16 protein-coding genes and 1 pseudogene are annotated in these 18,250 nt (G+C 51.9%); 16 read left to right on the top strand and 1 reads right to left on the bottom strand.

The annotated features are described in order from the left end of the window. Positions 1 to 2: 2 nt before the first annotated feature. The 13 genes from murD to dnaE all read left to right on the top strand — a co-directional run bounded on the left by murD (position 3) and on the right by dnaE (position 14,925). A complete protein-coding gene (gene murD / locus Q0L28_RS03275; RefSeq protein ID WP_296631550.1) occupies positions 3 to 1,472 on the top strand; it encodes a UDP-N-acetylmuramoyl-L-alanine--D-glutamate ligase in 1,470 nt (489 codons plus the stop codon). Next, positions 1,469 to 2,767: a putative peptidoglycan glycosyltransferase FtsW gene (locus tag Q0L28_RS03270; protein WP_296631548.1), complete on the top strand. Its 1,299-nt coding sequence runs from the start codon at positions 1,469 to 1,471 to the stop codon at positions 2,765 to 2,767. The genes murD and Q0L28_RS03270 overlap by 4 nt, the downstream gene beginning before the upstream one ends. Then, complete coding sequence (murG, locus tag Q0L28_RS03265) at positions 2,764 to 3,837, top strand: undecaprenyldiphospho-muramoylpentapeptide beta-N-acetylglucosaminyltransferase (RefSeq protein WP_296631545.1); 1,074 nt, start codon at positions 2,764 to 2,766, stop codon at positions 3,835 to 3,837. The genes Q0L28_RS03270 and murG overlap by 4 nt, the downstream gene beginning before the upstream one ends. Before the next feature lie 46 nt (positions 3,838 to 3,883). Beyond that, positions 3,884 to 5,272 (top strand): UDP-N-acetylmuramate--L-alanine ligase, encoded by a 1,389-nt coding sequence (murC, locus tag Q0L28_RS03260; protein ID WP_296631542.1) that lies wholly within the window; start codon positions 3,884 to 3,886, stop codon positions 5,270 to 5,272. A gap of 66 nt (positions 5,273 to 5,338) precedes the next feature. Further along, the gene (locus Q0L28_RS03255) at positions 5,339 to 6,193 is read left to right on the top strand and encodes an FtsQ-type POTRA domain-containing protein (protein WP_296631539.1); all 855 of its coding nucleotides are present in this window, start codon (positions 5,339 to 5,341) and stop codon (positions 6,191 to 6,193) included. Positions 6,194 to 6,350: 157 nt separating this feature from the next. Beyond that, a complete protein-coding gene (gene ftsZ / locus Q0L28_RS03250) occupies positions 6,351 to 7,577 on the top strand; it encodes a cell division protein FtsZ (RefSeq protein WP_296631535.1) in 1,227 nt (408 codons plus the stop codon). Positions 7,578 to 7,604: 27 nt separating this feature from the next. Next, positions 7,605 to 8,291, top strand: a complete 687-nt coding sequence (locus Q0L28_RS03245) for a YggS family pyridoxal phosphate-dependent enzyme (RefSeq protein ID WP_296631532.1) — start codon at positions 7,605 to 7,607, stop codon at positions 8,289 to 8,291. A gap of 40 nt (positions 8,292 to 8,331) precedes the next feature. Continuing rightward, on the top strand, positions 8,332 to 8,763 hold the full coding sequence (gene sepF / locus Q0L28_RS03240; protein ID WP_296631529.1) for a cell division protein SepF: 432 nt from the start codon (positions 8,332 to 8,334) through the stop codon (positions 8,761 to 8,763). Positions 8,764 to 8,782: 19 nt separating this feature from the next. Beyond that, positions 8,783 to 9,070 carry a YggT family protein gene (locus Q0L28_RS03235; RefSeq protein ID WP_296631526.1) on the top strand — a complete coding sequence of 96 codons (288 nt, stop codon included), beginning with the start codon at positions 8,783 to 8,785 and terminating at the stop codon, positions 9,068 to 9,070. Between the two features lie 101 nt (positions 9,071 to 9,171). After that, entirely contained in the window at positions 9,172 to 9,861 is a 690-nt protein-coding gene (locus Q0L28_RS03230) for a DivIVA domain-containing protein (RefSeq protein WP_296631523.1), read from the top strand. A gap of 3 nt (positions 9,862 to 9,864) precedes the next feature. After that, complete coding sequence (gene lspA / locus Q0L28_RS03225) at positions 9,865 to 10,371, top strand: signal peptidase II (protein ID WP_296631520.1); 507 nt, start codon at positions 9,865 to 9,867, stop codon at positions 10,369 to 10,371. After that, positions 10,364 to 11,290 carry an RluA family pseudouridine synthase gene (locus Q0L28_RS03220; RefSeq protein ID WP_296631517.1) on the top strand — a complete coding sequence of 309 codons (927 nt, stop codon included), beginning with the start codon at positions 10,364 to 10,366 and terminating at the stop codon, positions 11,288 to 11,290. Before lspA ends, Q0L28_RS03220 begins: the two co-directional genes overlap by 8 nt. Positions 11,291 to 11,400: 110 nt before the next feature. Next, the gene (dnaE, locus tag Q0L28_RS03215) at positions 11,401 to 14,925 is read left to right on the top strand and encodes a DNA polymerase III subunit alpha (RefSeq protein WP_296631515.1); all 3,525 of its coding nucleotides are present in this window, start codon (positions 11,401 to 11,403) and stop codon (positions 14,923 to 14,925) included. A 10-nt stretch (positions 14,926 to 14,935) separates the two neighbouring features. Here the strand turns inward: dnaE and Q0L28_RS03210 are convergent, their stop codons facing one another. Beyond that, complete coding sequence (locus Q0L28_RS03210; protein ID WP_296631512.1) at positions 14,936 to 15,442, bottom strand: flavin reductase family protein; 507 nt, start codon at positions 15,440 to 15,442, stop codon at positions 14,936 to 14,938. 71 nt (positions 15,443 to 15,513) lie between these two features. Between Q0L28_RS03210 and hisD the strand changes: the two genes are divergently transcribed. From hisD to Q0L28_RS03195, 3 genes and pseudogenes are all read left to right on the top strand, one after another. After that, positions 15,514 to 16,842, top strand: coding sequence for a histidinol dehydrogenase (gene hisD, locus Q0L28_RS03205; RefSeq protein ID WP_296631509.1), 1,329 nt, complete (start codon positions 15,514 to 15,516; stop codon positions 16,840 to 16,842). A gap of 267 nt (positions 16,843 to 17,109) precedes the next feature. Further along, positions 17,110 to 17,580: a transcriptional regulator NrdR gene (gene nrdR / locus Q0L28_RS03200; protein WP_296631506.1), complete on the top strand. Its 471-nt coding sequence runs from the start codon at positions 17,110 to 17,112 to the stop codon at positions 17,578 to 17,580. Positions 17,581 to 17,688: 108 nt separating this feature from the next. Further along, positions 17,689 to 18,250: pseudogene (locus Q0L28_RS03195) on the top strand (vitamin B12-dependent ribonucleotide reductase); the annotation flags it as partial.

The following is an 18,250-nucleotide window of genomic DNA, read 5'->3' as shown; positions in this document are numbered from 1 at the left end:
AAATGGCACAACTCGATCAACTGCAAAGCTGGCACTCGAATTGGCGAGGGCTTCGCGTTGTTGTATTTGGTTTAGGCGTAAGCGGCTTTTCGGTTGCTGACACATTGGCCGAGTTGGGTTGCGAAGTGCTCGTGGTGGCCCAAAAAGCTGAAGCCGATTTGCTCGACATCCTTGATGTAATCGGTGTTTCTCACATCACCGGAGAAGCCGCAGTTGGTGTGTCTCAGCAAGTGATTGATTTTGCTCCTGAATTATTGGTGACCTCGCCTGGAATTCGACCTGAAAACGAACTGCTGGCTTGGGCTGCCGAAAACGATGTAGCGGTATGGGTAGACATTGAATTGGCTTGGCGAGTGCGCGATAAAAATGCCAAGGTTGCCGACTGGATTTGCGTGACCGGCACAAATGGCAAAACCACGACCGTGCAGTTGGTGGAGCACATGCTGGTCACCAGCGGCAGGCGCGCCTTGGCTTGTGGCAACATCGGCACTCCAGTTTTGGATGCAATTCGAGACCCAGAGGGCTTCGATGTTTTAGTGGTTGAGCTTTCGAGTTTTCAATTGCACTACATGGGCAACATTGAGCCTTATTCGAGCGCAGTGTTGAACATTGCCGACGATCACTTGGACTGGCACGGTGATTTCGAAGCGTATTCAGACACTAAAGCCAAAATTTATGAGAACACCCGAGTTGCTTGCGTTTATAACGTGAATGACCTCGCCACCGAAAAAATGGTTGAAAATGCCGATGTGCACGAGGGTGCAAGGGCGATTGGCTTCACCACCGGCATTCCAAGCCGCAGCCAGGTGGGCTTTGTCGAAGACATTTTGGCCGATCGGGCTTTTTTGGACGATCGTGCAAATTCGGCACTTGAAATTGCAACTCTCGAAGACCTCGCAGAAATCGGTGTTCTCACACCACACTTGATGGCTAACGTTGCCGCTGCAACTGCATTGGCGCGTTCAATTGATGTTGCGCCAGCTGCAATTCTTGAAGCGATTCGAACTTTCAAGTTGGATTCGCACCGCATTGAGTTATTGCTTGAAAAAGATGGTGTGCGTTGGATAGATGACTCTAAAGCTACGAACCCTCACGCTGCAGCAGCATCGCTCAACTCATTTGAAAACGTTATTTGGATTGTTGGGGGATTACTCAAGGGCGTCGACCTGGGTGAGCTTGTCAAGAATTTTGGCGGCCGATTAAAGGCAGCAATCGTTATCGGTGTTGACCGTGCGCCTGTTCTCGAGGCGCTTGCTGCCAATGCGCCAAGCGTTGCAGTCGTTGAAATTAGTGAGTCCGACAAATCGCAGGTCATGACCAAGGTTGTAATCGCAGCAAAAGAACTTGCTGCCGCTGGTGACACCGTGTTGCTGGCCCCGGCTGCAGCATCAATGGATCAATTCAAGGATTACGAGGATCGCGGCCAACAATTTTCGGATGCAGTGCGCATTGAAGTTGGTGATGAAATATGAGCCAAAGGTTATCTCCTGCTGAACGCGCTCGATTAGCGTCGAAACCAACTGACATTCGCACTAAGGCTAAGAAAAAGGCGCCGGCGGCTACTTCGGTTCGCAGCGGCGCTGCCAAACTAAGCGGCCAGGGTGCGGTGCGAGTTCAGCACTGGTTCGACAAAATTTTCAAGGCCCAGTCAATTCATTTTTATCAACTGCTTGGCGTCACTCTTTTCTTGGTTATTTTTGGCGTGATCATGGTGTTGTCAGCTTCTTCGGTTGATTCACTCAAGGCCAATAACAATTCATTTGCGGTTGCCGGTAAGCAATTATTTTTTGCGGTACTTGGCCTGCTAGCCATGTCGGCAGTGTCACTGTTGCCGCTTTCGTTTATTAAGTCACGCGCCAAATTTGTATTCATGGCTTCGATGGCGCTGCAAATTGGTGTGCTGTTCTTTGGTAAAGAAATCAACGGAAACCGAAACTGGATTGAGATTTTTGGTTTCACGCTGCAGCCATCCGAGTTCTTGAAGATCGCCGTGATTCTGCATGTGTCTGCATACCTGGCAACCAAGGTCGAATATTTTGATGATCGATCGGTTTGGGTTCGCGCACTCGTAATCTCTGGCGCTGCAATGGTAGTGGTGTTTTTAGGCAAGGACCTTGGAACTGTAATCATCATGTTGATTGCATTCGTCGGATTGCTGGCGCTCGCTGGAATGCCTTCAAAGCTGCTAAATCTCGTTGGTGTGCTGCTGATTGTGCTGGTTCCAATAGCGCTGAGCATCGGAAGTTCTCGTCTGGGTCGAATCATGGCTTGGCTAAACCCAAATGCTCCAGACCCAAATGACTACAACTGGCAATCAGAGCATGGAATGTGGGCTATCTCGGCCGGTCGATTTTTTGGCTCAGGGCTGGGCGAATCAAAGATGAAGTGGAGTTGGATTCCCGAGGTTGAGAACGACTTCATCTTTGCCATCATCAGCGAAGAACTCGGTTTGCTTGGTGCACTCTTGGTGATAGCGCTATTTGTTTCGCTGGCTTTCTCGTTCGTGCGCATTTTGCAACGCACCCAGGATTACTTCGGCAAATTTGTAGTTGGCGGCGTAATGCTTTGGATCGTTTTTCAAGGATTAATTAACATCGCAGTAGTGTTGCGCCTCTTGCCAGTGTTGGGTGTTCCGCTGCCACTTATTTCTGCCGGTGGTTCTTCGTTGGTGGCAACACTTGGCGCTATCGGCGTGGTGCTTGCTATTGAACGAGAGAATCACGCCAACCCAATTGCAGCGGCAAGGCCAGTTAGGTCTCGCCGATGACCAATTTCTTGCTTGCCGGTGGTGGCACAGCGGGCCATGTGAATCCTTTGATTGCTTTGGCCGACCAGATCATGGCAGCCAATTACAAAGATCAGGTTTGGGCTTTGGGCACGGTTGAAGGTTTGGAATCGCGATTGATTCCAGCCGAGGGTTATGACTTGCTCACCATTGAGCGCCTGCCATTTCCGCGTCGACCAAATTTCTACGCGGTCAGATTTCCGATGAAGTTTTTGCGCGCCGTTTCTAGAGTGCAACGCTTCATCAAGGCACATCAGATTGACGTAGTGGTTGGATTCGGTGGTTATGCGAGTGCGCCAGCATATGTTGCGGCAAAGCGAAGTGGCATTCCATTTGTGGTGCACGAAGCCAATGCCTTGCCTGGTTGGGCTAACAAATTTGGCGCCAAGGATGCCGCCGCAGTGGGAGTTGCTTTTGCAAACACTCCGCTGCCAAAAGCTCAGCATGTTGGCATGCCATTGCGCGCCGAGATTGAGTTTCTAAATAAAGAGAAAGACGTGAGCGCGGCACGCGAAAATTTTGGTCTAGACCCTGACACCATCACTCTGCTTGTGACTGGCGGTTCACTTGGCGCCAAACGCATCAACGAAACCATAGAGGCTTCACGAAAAGTTCTTGCTGCCGCAGGTATTCAGGTGCTTCACATCGTTGGCGGCAAATCAGATCTAGACCCGGTTCAAACTCGCGACTATGTGCGAATCGGCTATTGCGACGAAATGGCAACTGCAATTGCTGCAAGTAGTTTTGCGATTTCTCGAGCGGGCGCATCAACGGTTAGTGAGTTTGCTGCCGTCGGTTTACCGGCGGCCTATATTCCGTATCCGGTTGGTAATGGCGAGCAGCGCTTTAATGTTGCCGAATTGGTTAAGGCCGGCGGGGGAATCTTGGTTGAAGATGCTGAATTCACGCCTGAGTTCGTAGCTCAGGAAATCGTTCCATTGATTTCTAGCCCAAAGCTTCTCAAAGAAATGTCTCAGGCAGCCAAGTCCCACGGAATTTCTGACGGCGCCAAGCGACTGCTAAAGCTGGTCAAAGGCGTGTTGGAATCCTAAACCTCGATAAGCAGTTCTAGTCTTCATAGGGAATGTAAGGAAACCAATGATCAAGCCAGATTTTAGCCAACCAGTGCCCGCCGATTTAGGCGTGGTTCACTTTGTTGGCATCGGTGGCTCTGGCATGAGCGGCATTGCCCGAATTCTTCTTGGCATGGGGCACAAGGTAACTGGCAGTGATCTGCGCGACACCTCAAACGTGGCAGCACTTCGCGAGTTGGGTGCGGAGATTTTCATTGGGCACGATGCCAGCCATCTAGGTAACCCAGACACTGTTGTGGTCACCTCAGCGCTTTGGCCAACAAACCCTGAATATCTTTTGGCTAGAGAGCGCGGCATTCCGGTGATTCACCGGTCGCAGGCGCTGGCTTATCTCACCTCTAAACGAGAAGTCATTGCAGTGGCTGGTGCCCACGGCAAAACCACCAGCACAGGCATGATCATCACTGCTTTGTTGGCTCTGGGAGAAGACCCAAGTTTTGTTAACGGTGGAGTCATCGCGGCGTTGAACGCTTCGTCGGCTAGTGGCACCGGTGAACTTTTCGTCATCGAAGCTGATGAATCAGATGGCAGTTTCCTGCACTACGACACAGCGGTTGCGCTGATTACAAACGTAGATGCCGATCACCTTGATCACTACGGCAGCGAGGAAGCTTTTGAGGCGGAGTTCGCCAGATTTGCTCAGGGTGCTAAGAATTTTGTTGCGATCAGCGCCGACGATGCTGGCGCGGTGCGAGTGACACGTTTGATCAAAGACAAACGAGTTATTCGTTTTGGGCGCTCGGATGATGCAGAAGTGCGTCTATTCAATGTGGATGCCTCGGGTGCGCAAGTTTCATTTGGCTTGGATTATCTTGGCGAAAAATTGCATGCAAAGCTTCAGATTCCTGGTGAACACAATGCCATCAATGCCGCAGGGGCCTTTGCTGTTTTGGTTGGCCTTGGATTCGACCCGCAAAAATCTCTCGCTGCAATAGCCACATTCGGTGGAACCGAGCGACGCTTTCAACTGCACGGCGAACAACGCGGTGTAAGTGTCTATGACGATTTTGCCCACCACCCAACCGAGGTTTCGGCTGCAATCAAAGCTGCGAAGGCGGTTGTTGGCGAAGGTCGCTTGATTACCGTTTTTCAGCCACACCTTTACAGTCGCACACGCCTGATGGCCAAAGAGTTTGCCGAAGCGCTGGCAGCCAGCGACGAAGTCGTGGTTCTAGATATTTATGCAGCGCGTGAAGATCCGGAGCCTGGCGTTACCGGTGCCCTTATTTCGAATGCTTTCAAAAACGCGCAGCAGGTGCACTACGTGCCTGAATGGGATGACGTTGCCGACGTTGCTGCCAAGCTGGCTAAACCTGGTGACTTCATCATGACCATGGGTTGTGGCGACGTTTATCGAATGGTTCCGAACCTTCTTGACGCGCTCAAAAGGTAGTTGAGTTTGAAGCGACCAAATTCTAAGGCTGGTGCAAAACCGGCAACCAGAGCGCAAACTCCACGGATGGCGGCAGCGACGCCGAAAGCTCCGCAAAAAATCACGCCAATTAATCGAAAAGTTGTAAAGCGTGAGTCAAAGCGCCTAACTTCGATCAAAAAATATCGAGGCAAGTCTGCAATTACCAATCGACTTTCGGCAGAGGCGCGAAGATTCACCGCACACACCCGTCAACGACGAATAATTACGATTTCAGTTGTTGCCTCGGTAGGCACGCTAATTCTTTTGGTGTTGGCAACCATGTTCACGCCGCTATTGGCTGTTGAAAAACTAGAGGTCACCGGCACAAAGCGGTTGAATTCAAAATCCATCGTCAATGCTCTGATCAGCCAAATGGGCAAACCACTACCGCTAATAAATTCTGGTGAGATTCAAGAGAAGCTCAAAACGTTTGAACTTGTTGAGAGTTTCTCGCTGGTGAGTCTTCCGCCGCACACGTTGCGCGTGCAAATTGTTGAACGCCAACCAATCAGCATCATTTACGTTGCCGGCACCGCCTACCTTTATGACCCGGCCGGCGTGCGGGTTGGCAGGGCAACCAGCAGCGACACTTTGCCAACCATTCGTATCTCGGGTGACCCTAAAAACAACGCCCAGTTCAAAGCCGCAATCGATGTGTTGTTAGCGCTGCCGGCAAGTTTGCTGCCTCGAGTTTCAGAGATTGATGCAAAAACTAAGGATGACGTGACGCTCAGTCTTCGCGGTTATGCCGGGCAACGCATCATCTGGGGTGATGGTTCGCAATCGGTGCTCAAATCAAAAGCTTTGGCTGCACTGATTAAGAATCAAAAAACCACCGACAACGTCACCTTCGATGTGTCGTCGCCAGACGCGCCAACCGTGAGCTACGGAAACTTTTAGACACGCCCACTTGCCTACGACAGAAGAGTGGGGGCAAGGCGTACTTTCTTCGCGCAAAGCATTAATTGAAGAGATGTTTAAGCCTCAGGGTGAGGTTTAACCTTTTTGGGCTTTGCAAAGGTTGCGAAAGCAACAGGAGCGAAAGCGGAGGATTAGCGTGGGTCTGAACCAGAACTACCTAGCGGTTATCAAGGTTGTTGGCGTTGGCGGCGGCGGTGTGAATGCACTGAACCGCATGATTGATGCTGGCCTTCGTGGCGTTGAATTTGTTGCCATCAACACCGATGCTCAGGCATTGCTAATGAGCGAAGCTCACGTGAAGCTCGACATTGGTCGCGACCTAACCCGCGGTCTTGGAGCAGGTGCTGACCCCGAAATTGGTCGCCGCGCAGCCGAAGACCACGCAGATGAAATTGAGGCAGCCCTTCGCGGTGCCGACATGGTATTCGTTACCGCTGGTGAGGGTGGTGGCACCGGCACCGGTGCAGCGCCGGTTGTTGCCCGCATCGCAAAGAATCTTGAAGCCTTGACCGTTGGTGTGGTTACCCGCCCATTCGGTTTTGAAGGCAAGCGCCGTGCGCAGCAAGCCGAGCAAGGCATCGATGTGCTTCGCGGCGAAGTTGACACTTTAATCGTTGTGCCAAACCAGCGTTTGCTCGAACTGGTCAACAAGTCAGTTTCAGTTATCGAGGCATTCGCCACCGCGGATGACGTTTTGCGCGCCGGTGTGCAGGGCATCACCGACCTAATCACCACTCCTGGTTTGATCAACCTCGACTTCGCCGATGTGAAGTCGGTAATGAAGGGTGCCGGTTCGGCACTCATGGGCATCGGAACCGCAAAGGGTGAGGACCGTGCGGTTCGCGCAGCCGAGCTTGCAGTTTCAAGCCCGTTGCTAGAAGCCAGCATCGATGGCGCTCACGGCGTCTTGCTTTTGGTACAGGGTGCTTCAGATTTGGGTCTGCACGAAATTGATGAAGCCGCCCGCTTGGTGCAAGAAGCGGTTAGCCCAGAAGCCAACATCATTTACGGAACCACAATCGACGACACTCTTGGTGACGAAGTTCGCATCACCGTGATTGCTGCAGGTTTCGATGGTGGTCAGCCTCAGGTTCGCAAGGTTGAGCGCAAGCCATTCAGCACGCCAGCCGCAGCTCCGGCAGCCGCAGCAACTACTGGTTGGGCAGCGACTGCAGCTCACCCTGCCACCGAAGCAATCGACACTCAGGTTCCTTCTGCTTTTGCCGCACGCTCTTCAGCGGATGAAGGTCAGTTCTTCAACCAAGAAGAAGATGACGACGCTCTGATTCCCAGCAGCAGTGTTGCGCAATCAGCCGATGGCACCTGGGGCGACGACCTCGACATTCCAGACTTTCTTCGCTAATTTTTTGGCCGCGCTAAAGAAAATCAAATGGCTTCGCTAGCAGCTCGCTATCAAGGCGTGCTCGATCGCATTTCACAAAGTGCTCAATCGGCAAATCGAGATGCAGCCGACCTAACACTGGTGGTAATCACCAAGAATCACCCGGCCTCGATGGTGCTTGAACTAATCGAACTAGGCGCACGTGATTTTGGCGAGAACCGCGACCAAGAAGCTGAGCCCAAGGCTGCTGAAATTGCGCAAGCGACCAGCACGCCGATCAATTGGCACTTCGTTGGTCAATTGCAAACCAATAAGGTCAAATCGGCCTTGAGCTACGCCAGTACGATTCACTCGCTAGATCGCCAATCGCTGTTAGATTCGCTCGCCAAGAATTGCTTAGAAAAATCAGAGCCTTTGGATGTGTTCGTGCAATTGAATTTGACCGATGACCCAGGCCGTGGCGGCATTGAACCTAAAAACCTTGAAGCTTTTGCCAATAACGTTTTGTCTCACAGCAACCTTCGCTTGATGGGTGTGATGGGGGTAGCAGCACTCGACCGAGCCCCAGAGGTCGATTTCGAAACTATCCGCGGTGCCAGCGAAAAATTGCAACAACTTGAGCCCGGCGCAAAGTTCATTTCGATGGGCATGTCAGGTGATTTTGAAACGGCAATTGCATTTGGCGCGACACACTTGCGCATTGGCAGCGAAATCATGGGAAATCGGGTGTATTAGCCATATTCTGGCTAATAAGTAATCCGCAGGAGGATAAAAAATGGCAGGTCTAATTTCACAGGTTTCAGGCTGGCTTGGTCTAGCCGATGAGGCAGAAGCTTTGCCGCCTCGCCCAGTTGCCGCGCCTGTTGGTCAGGAGCGCCCAGCTGCCCGCATCACTCAGATGCGCCCGCGTCGTGGCGTGAGCGATGTCAACGAGATTTACACCATCGTTCCAAAGAGCTACGCAGACTCAAAAGAGGTCGCTGAGAACTACCGTCTAGGAATTCCGGTAATCGTCAACATGGGCGAGATGTCAGAAGTTGACTCACGTCGTTTGCTCGACTTCTTGTGTGGTCTAAAAGAGGGTCTAGAAGGCCACATCAAGCGCGTAACTCCAAAGGTTTTCTTGCTAACCCCAACTCACGTTGCAGTTAACAACGAAGATGACGAAGACGAAACTGCAGGCGACGACCTGCTAGTTCGTCCGTAATTTCAGAAACTTCATATAAATGGGCCTCTTAGCGCTAATCCTGTGGTGGGCGCTAGAGGTCTATTTTTATCTTCTGATAGGCCGCTTGCTGGTTGATATGGTGACCTCGATAAACCCGTCATTCAGGCCCAAGGGCATCATCCTGGTGCTATTTGAAGTGATTCTCACCCTTACTGATCCACCGCTAAAACTGGTGCGTCGAATCATCCCGCCATTACGCATGGGGGCAATCCAGCTAGATTTTGGTTGGACTCTGCTGGTTTTTGCCATCTTTTTCCTTCAATCGATGGTTCGATTCATCGCCTAGGCGCACATTTGCTGCAGCCGCTTTGTTGACCGGACATCCTGAGGTAACCTTTTCTGGTGCCGCATCCCCGGGCGGTCACCATACAAAACGAGGTATTAGCTATGCCATTGACTCCCGAAGATGTAGTCAACAAAAGATTTCAGCCAACCAAATTTCGTGAAGGCTACGACCAAGACGAAGTTGATGACTTTCTCGATGAAATCGTTGTAGAACTTCGCCGACTGAACCAAGAGAACGAAGACCTTCGTCAGCGACTGTTGGCATCTGAGTCTCGCATTGCCGAATTGCAGCGCAGTGGCGCTGGATTGGTAGCCGAGATCAACACTCCAACCGCTGAGAGCGCATTGAGCCCAGCGGTTGCAACCACTCAGAGTGCCTTCCCAGAAGCCACCCAGGATCCAAGCACTCTTGACACCAACAACACCAACAACCTTTTGCAGTTGGCTCGCAAATTGCACGAAGAGCACGTTCGCGAAGGTTTGGCAAAGCGCGATGCGCTTATCGCCGAGGGCCACGCAACTGCAGCTCGTGTAGTTCGTGAAGCAGAAGCTCAGCAGCGCGCCGACATGAGCCGCCTTGAGCAAGAGAAGGCTTTGATCGAGCACCGCATTCAAGAATTGCGCAGCTTTGAGCGTGAATACCGCATCAAGCTGAAGGCGTACATCGAGAACCAGCTTGCCGATCTAGAAGAGTCAGATGCAGCGCCTACCGAGCGTTCAGCACCTGCTGCTCCGGCGCTTGGTTCGTTCAACTTTGTGCAGAACCCATACGCACCTCAAGACAACAACTAATAAGTGGCTAAATCGAACCAACGGGTAAAGCGTCAACTTTGGATGCTGATTATTGCTTGGGCAATTATCGGTGCCGACCAAGCCATTAAGAACATTGTGATTGCCTCGGTTACGCCAGGTGTAACACAGCCGCTCATCGGTGACTTGGTGAAACTAAACCTGTTGTTCAATGACTCAGCGGCATTTTCAATTGGTGGCGGTGCTACCTGGATCTTCACAATCATTTCAACCTTGGCAGCTCTGGCGCTGCTTTATTTGAGCCGCAAAATTCAAACCACCGGATGGGCAATTCTTGCCGGTGTATTGCTTGGGGGAGTAGTTGGAAATCTGATTGACCGACTAACTCGTGCACCGGGCTTTGGAGTGGGTCATGTTGTTGACTACATCCAAATTCCGTTTAACTTCGCGGTTTTCAACCTTGCCGACATGGCAATTGTTATTTCAGTTTCGATCGCGGTAATTCGCATCGCGCGCGGCGAAAAACTTGGTCGCGCCAAGGCAGATGGCTGAACTAAAGCAGTTGCCGGTTCCAGATGGAATCGTGGGGCAACGCGCTGATGCAGGTCTAGCTAAATTGCTTGGCGTTTCGCGTTCGGCTGCGGCCGACCTGCTAGAAGCCGATTTGGTTTCACTAAATGGCAAAGTTATCGGCAAGGCCGACAAACTTATTGCCGATGGATTTCTAGAAATTCAAATGCCCGACCCAAGCAATCCGCTTGAAATCGTGCCGGTGCAGGTAGATGACTTCAAGATCATTTACCAGGATGACGACATCATCGTGATCGACAAACCCGCAGGCGTTGCCTCGCACCCTTCGGTGGGTTGGGATGGACCAACCGTGCCGGGGGCATTGTTGGCGCTTGGGATTCAAATTGCGACATCGGGTGCGCAAGAACGTCAAGGCATTGTGCAGCGTTTGGATGTTGGCACCAGCGGACTAATGACTTTGGCTAAGAGCGAGTTGGCCTATTCGCGTTTGAAGCAGGCCTTTCGCGACCGCGCAGTTCACAAGGTTTATCACGCGGTAATTCAGGGCCTGGCTGATCCGCTGGACGGAACCTTCGATGCACCAATTGGCAGACATCCGAAGCATGAATTCAAGTTCGCCGTTATGAACGACGGCAAGCACTCGGTGACCCACTATGAAACTCTCGAAGCTTTTCGCGCGGCGTCGCTGGTTGAAATTATTTTGGAGACTGGTCGCACACACCAGATTCGCGTTCACTTCTCGGCATTTAGGCACCCACTGGTGGGAGACACGATGTATGGCGCCGACCCAGTGTTGGCTGCCAAAGTGCACCTAAATCGTCAGTGGTTGCACGCCGTCAAATTGAGTTTCGAGCACCCAATCACCGGTAATCAGGTTGAATTTGAAAGCAAATATCCGGCAGAGCTCACCAAGGCTTTGGATATTTTGCGCAGCAACTAGGTTTCTCGGCCGTGGCTACCAAACGCGATGGGTGGCACGGTTAGGCTGGGTTTTCGCGCAACAGCAATTGCCGCCAGAGTAGAAGCCGCCAGAGCAGAGAAGGAGTTTCGATGTCTACCAATAAAGACTCATTCGTTCACCTTCATGTGCACTCTGAATTCTCAATGCTCGATGGTGCGGCCCGAATTAAGCCGCTCACCGAAGCGGCTGCCGAAATGGGCATGCCTGCGATTGGCATTACCGACCACGGCAATAATCACGGTGCCTTCGATTTTTATAAAACTGCAAAAGCTGCCGGCGTAAAACCAATCATCGGCATCGAAGCATACCTTTCGCCTGGCACAGCACGCCAAGATCGCACTCGCGTGCGCTGGGGCAGTGGTGGCGAAGATGATGTTTCGGGCGGTGGCGCCTACACCCACATGACCATGTTCGCGCAGAACACCGAAGGCATGTACAACCTGTTTCGCATGTCATCAAAAGCCTGGCTTGAAGGTTTCTATTTCAAACCGCGCATGGACCGCGAACTGTTGCAGCAATATGGCAAGGGTGTGATTGCAACCACCGGATGTGTTTCTGGCGAAATTCAAACTCGTTTGCGTTTGGGCCAATATGCCGAAGCGCGCCAAGCTGCCGCTGACTATCAAGATATTTTTGGCAAGGGCAATTTCTATGCCGAAATCATGGATCACGGTTTAGATATCGAACGCCGCACGATGGCTGATCTATTGAAGCTTGCAAAAGATCTCGATCTGCCGCTGCTGGCCACCAACGACTTGCACTACACCCACGCCGGTGATGCTTCGGCGCATGAAGCTTTGCTGTGCGTGCAATCGGGCTCAACACTGATTGATCCAAACCGATTCAAATTTGATTCCCAAGAGTTCTACTTGAAATCGCCGGCGCAGATGCGTGCCCTGTTTGCCGACTATCCAGAGGCATGTGACAACACTCTTTTGATTGCTGAGCGTTGCGAGGTTGAATTCGTCGAGCGTGAACTAATGCCTCGATTCCCGGTGCCGGAGGGATTCACCGAAGCAAGTTGGTTTGATCAAGAAGTTGCCGCTGGCATGCAGCGTCGCTACCGCGGTGAGATTCCAGAAGCGCAGGCCAAGCAGGTTTCTTATGAAGTCGAAGTTATTAAGCAAATGGGTTTTCCTGGCTACTTCTTGGTAGTTGCTGACTTCATTGCTTGGGCGCGTGCTCAAGGCATTCGAGTTGGCCCGGGTCGTGGCTCTGCAGCTGGTTCAATCGTTGCCTATGCGCTTGGCATCACCGAGCTAGACCCGGTGAAGCACGGTCTAATCTTCGAGCGTTTCTTGAACCCAGAGCGCATCTCGATGCCCGACATCGATGTTGACTTTGACGATCGCCGCCGCGGTGAGGTAATTCGCTATGTGTCAGATAAATATGGCGATGACCGCGTGGCGCAGATTGTCACCTTTGGAACCATTAAGGCAAAACAGGCGTTGAAAGACGCAGGTCGTGTTTTGGCAATGCCATATTCGGTTGGTGAAAAACTAACCAAGGCGATGCCTCCGATGGTGCTTGGTCGCGATGTCGCTCTAAACGATTTGATCGACAAAAAATCTGAACGCTATAAAGAAGCAGCTGACTTCCGAGAAATTATTGAAAACGATGCCGACTCTGCCAAGGTGTTCGAGCTTGCACAGGGTCTCGAGAGTCTTAAGCGCCAGTGGGGTGTGCACGCGGCTGGCGTGATCATGTCGGCAGAACCGCTCATCGATGTGATTCCAATCATGAAGCGCGAAGATGACGGCGCAATCATCACTCAGTTTGATCAGCCACCTTGTGAAAAGTTGGGTCTTTTGAAGATGGACTTCTTGGGTCTTCGAAACCTAACCGTTCTTGATGACACACTGGCCAACATCAAATCAAACCGTGGTGAAACCGTGGTGCTTGAAGATCTTGACCTAGACAGCGACCCTGCAACTTTCGAGTTGCTTTCACGCGGCGACACCTTGGGTGTATTCCAACTTGATGGCAATGCGATGCGCTCTTTGCTTCGCTTGCTAAAGCCGTCGCTGTTTGAACACATCTCTGCGGTTATTGCCTTGTACCGCCCTGGCCCGATGGGCATGAACTCGCACACCAACTATGCGCTGCGTAAAAACGGTTTGCAAGAAGTTGACTCGGTACACCCTGAGCTATCTGAATCATTATCGGAGGTGCTTGACCCGACCTACGGTTTGATTGTTTATCAGGAGCAGGTGATGGCTGCCGCGCAAAAAGCAGCGGGCTTCACCTTGGGTAAAGCAGACTTGCTGCGTCGAGCAATGGGTAAGAAAAACAAAGAAGAACTAGACAAGCAGTACGAAGGTTTTTCTGCAGGCATGAAGGCTAATGGCTACTCAGATGCCGCGGTAAAGGCCCTCTGGGACACGCTGCTGCCATTCGCCGACTACGCCTTCAACCGCGCGCACAGCGCCGCCTATGGCGTGCTTTCTTATTGGACCGCCTATCTGAAGGCAAACTATCCAGCCGAATACATGGCAGCACTGTTGACTTCGGTGGGCGATTCGAAAGACAAGCTTGGGCTTTACCTGAGCGAATGTCGACGCATGGGAATCAACGTTTTAGCTCCTGATGTGAATGAGTCAATCGCAGAATTTAGCGCGGTGGGCAAAGACATTCGTTTCGGTTTGGGAGCGGTTCGAAACGTTGGCCTAAACGTGGTCGAAGGCATTCGCAATGCCCGTGAAGAAAAGGGTCGCTTCACTTCGTTCTATGACTTCTTGAAAAAAGTTCCAGCCGTGGTTTGCAGCAAGCGTGTGATTGAATCGCTTGCCAAAGCAGGAGCATTCGATTCGATGGGCCACACTCGTCGCGCTCTTGTTGAAATTCACGAAGAGGCAGTTGATTCACAGTCTTCACTCAAAAAGAACGAAGCTGCCGGCCAGGTTGATCTCTTTGCATCTTTCTTTGACGATGTTGATCTTGGTGAGTCCTTCAACCAGACAGTGCCAGATCGACCAGAGTGGCCAAAGAAAGAAAAGCTTGCCTATGAGCGAGACATGCTCGGTCTTTATGTAAGTGATCACCCGCTCGCAGGGCGAGAAGCGCAGTTGGCCAGATACGCACAAATGACCATCGGTGAAATCACCGCGAGTGAAACCCTCAAAGATGGTGAAACAATCACCATCGCAGGTTTGGTAACTCAGGTGCAACACAAAGTTGCTCGCACTTCGGGTAATCCTTACGGCGCGGTAACCATCGAAGATTTCGAAGGTGAAATGACCGTGATGTTTATGGGCAAGACCTATCAAGAGTTTGGTCGCAACTTGCAGGCCGATCAGATGGTTGTGGTGCGCGGACGAATCAGCAACCGAGATGATGGCAAGAGTTTGAATGCTTATTCAATTGAGACCATCGAAGGTTCCGGAGACACACACGTGGGCCCATTGGTGCTCAGAGTCAATGATGCAGATGCCACGCGCGAAACACTCGAAGAGCTTGATCGAATTCTTAAGGTGCACCAAGGCGACTCAGAAGTTCAAGTGAAATTGGTGGGCGTTGACGGCGAAAGAATGTTTAAGCTTCAGCCAACCGTGCGAGTAACAGTTGATCTAATTGGTGAACTAAAAGTTTTGCTTGGCGCCAAGTGCCTGAGCTAAAAACTAAAAATTAGTTAAGCGCGCGACCCGGTGACATGTAGCGGCGGTTGTAATAAAGCAACGCGTCGTCTTCTTGGCCTGTAAGACCCTCAAGAATATTCACAATCACAACAGCGTTTGAATCAACATTGTGAATCTCACGAATGCTGCAAATCATTACTGCGGTGGCATCCTGCAAAATTGGTAATCCGTGGGCACCAAAAGACCAGTCGCTTGGAGTGAATCGCTGCGTGTGATCTGCAGCCATGCGCTGGGCCAAAGCCAAGTTGCGCTGACCGAGGGTGTGAATGGCCACGTGAGTTGCCTGGCATAGTGATGGCCAGGTGCTTGAACCCGATGCCACGTTGAAACTTGCAAGTGGCGGGTTAGCGCCAAGCGAAGTCATTGAGGTGGCTGTAAAGCCCACTGGCTTGCCCTCAGCTGAAGTGAGGGTGATTACTGAAACTCCGGATGCGTGGCGACGAAATGCTGCACGCAAAGCTTCGGTTGGGTCGATTTCTGGTTGGTACTCGGACATGTCTTTGCCTCTTGCTCTCAGTTCAAGGTTACCCTGCCGTTTAGAATTGGATAAACCGTATGGAGGGCATCATGGGCGAAAGCAAAGCAATCAACTTGCGCACCGTTGACCTGCGCGGTCAAAAATTTGATTCGGCCACGGTTAATCGTTTGGTGCCTCGTGCCACCGTCGATGTAAACCAGGCGATCACCCAAATTTCAGAACTGCTCGAGGATGTGCGCATCCGCGGTGACCAAGCCGTAGTTGATGTCACCAAATTGCGTGACGGTGTAGACCCAACCCCCATTCGAGTAAGCCAAGAAGAGCTCAAGCGAGCATTGGCCGAACTGAAGCCTGAGTTGCGCAAAGCAATCGAAGAATCAATTGAGCGAGTGTTTAGAGTTTCGCGCGAAAACCTGCCGCAGGGCACTTCGGTTACTCTGGGCAATGGGGCAGTGGTGCGTCAACGCTGGCAGCCGGTTGATTCGGTTGGGCTTTATGTGCCAGGAGGCAAAGCGGTTTACCCGTCGAGCGTAATTATGAATGTGGTTCCAGCGCAGGTTGCCGGCGTGCCGCGCCTAGCGGTTGCCTCACCAGCCCAAAAAGATTTCAATGGTCGCCCGCACCCAACCGTGCTTGCCACCGCGGCGCTGCTTGGAGTTGAAGATGTTTATTGCATGGGTGGCCCCGCTGCGATTGCCGCCTTTGCCTATGGATTGCCGCAGATCGACTTTGCGCCGGTGTCGCTGGTGACCGGCCCGGGCAACATTTATGTAGCTGCTGCCAAGCGCGCTTTGCGAGGCACCATCGGCATCGACTCTGAGGCTGGCACCACCGAAATTTTGATTTTGGCCGATGCGAGTGCGAATGCTCGCTACATTGCGTTCGACCTAGTTAGCCAAGCTGAGCACGATGAAGCGGCTGCTTCGGTGTTGGTCACCAATTCGGTTGAGCTGGCCAATGCAGTGATCAACGACTTGGGCGAAATCGCCGGCAAGACCTTGCACGCCACTCGCGTGCAGGCCGCGCTCGAAGGCCAGCAATCGGCAGTGGTTCTGGTGGATGACCTATCCGCAGCCACGCAGTTTGCGAACTTTTATGCCACCGAGCACCTTGAATTGCACACCGAGAGTAACGAAGCGACACTAGGGCAGATCACCAATGCCGGTGCCATCTTTATGGGTGATTACTCGCCGGTGAGCCTTGGCGATTACATGGCGGGTTCCAGTCACGTGCTGCCAACCGGCCAGGCGACCAAATTTAGTTCTGGTCTGGGTGTGCACAGCTTTATGCGAGCCCAGCAAGTAATCGACTACAACCGAGCTGGATTGGCTGAAATCGCCGACTTAGTAGCTAATTTTGCTGAAGCCGAAGGGCTGCCAGCCCACGGCGAGGCAATCACCGCCCGCTTCGACCAATAATTGTCGGCAGCGCCTGCCAAAATTTGGGGCAGTGGCGAAGGTTTCATTTATTAATTTCTGGTGTCTTAATGCTCAAAAGGGCGCAATTTCACACAAAATCTAGCCAAAAATAGGGCTTTAATTGGCGACACGCCGATTTGAGCAATTGCGCGAGTGAATGGTAGGTTAACCACAAGATATAGGGGCTACGAACAGAAAACTATCCACATATAGTAGGCAATCGCTCAAAATCTGTGGATAACTTTTGGATTTGAGAGGGGAAATGGCATGCATTGCCCGTTTTGTCGCTTTCCCGACTCAAGAGTCACCGATTCAAGAACTTCAGACGATGGATCCTCGATTCGCCGTCGTCGCCAGTGCCCAGAATGCGGCATGCGTTTCAGCACCACCGAAACCGCATCGCTAACTGTGGTCAAGCGCAGTGGAGTGGTTGAACCGTTTAGTCGCCAAAAGATAGTCAACGGTGTCCGCAAGGCTTGCCAGGGTCGTCCGGTTTCAGAATCGGATCTAGCTCTGCTGGCCCAAACAGTCGAAGAGACAGTACGCGCAACGGGCGCTGCTCAAATCGACGCAAATGAGATTGGCCTGGCCATTCTCGAACCGCTACGAAAACTCGATGAAGTTGCATTTATGCGCTTCGCAAGTGTTTACCAAGGGTGGGAAACACTCGAGGACTTCGAAGCGGCAATTAATGTGCTGCGTGCAAATCACGAAGCACAAATGCAACAACCGCAGTAACAAATGGGGGCGGCAAGCAATTGCCCAACAACTTTTGCAATTTAAACAACCACAACTAAGAAAGGCAAAGCAGTGACCGACACCACAGCTTTCATCCACAACACCGGCATGGGCAAAGGGCTCACCATCAACCGCATCTACACCACCGAAGGTGTGCACCCATACGACCAGGTCAACTGGGAGTATCGCGATGTAGTCCAGACCAACTGGCAGACCGGCGAAACAATCTTCGAGCAGCGCGGCGTAGAGTTCCCAGAATTCTGGAGCCTAAACGCCAGCACAATCGTTACCACCAAGTACTTCCGCGGTGCCGTTGGCACTCCTGAGCGTGAGTACAGCCTTCGTCAGCTAATCAACCGTGTTGTGCTTACTTACACACAGGCCGGTCGCGACCACGGTTACTTTGCAACCGAAGAAGACGCAACCATCTTTGAGCACGAGTTGACCTACATGCTGATGAACCAGATCTTCAGCTTCAACTCTCCAGTTTGGTTCAACGTTGGAACCAAGAGTCCTCAGCAAGTGTCGGCATGTTTCATCCTGTCAGTTGACGACTCAATGGATTCAATTCTTAACTGGTATCGCGAAGAAGGAATGATCTTCAAGGGCGGTTCAGGTGCAGGTCTAAACCTTTCACGCATCCGCTCTTCAAAGGAGCTTCTAAAAAGCT

This window comes from Rhodoluna sp. (assembly GCF_024639375.1).
Lineage (GTDB): Bacteria > Actinomycetota > Actinomycetes > Actinomycetales > Microbacteriaceae > Rhodoluna.
This window is presented reverse-complemented; position numbering and strand designations above follow the sequence as displayed.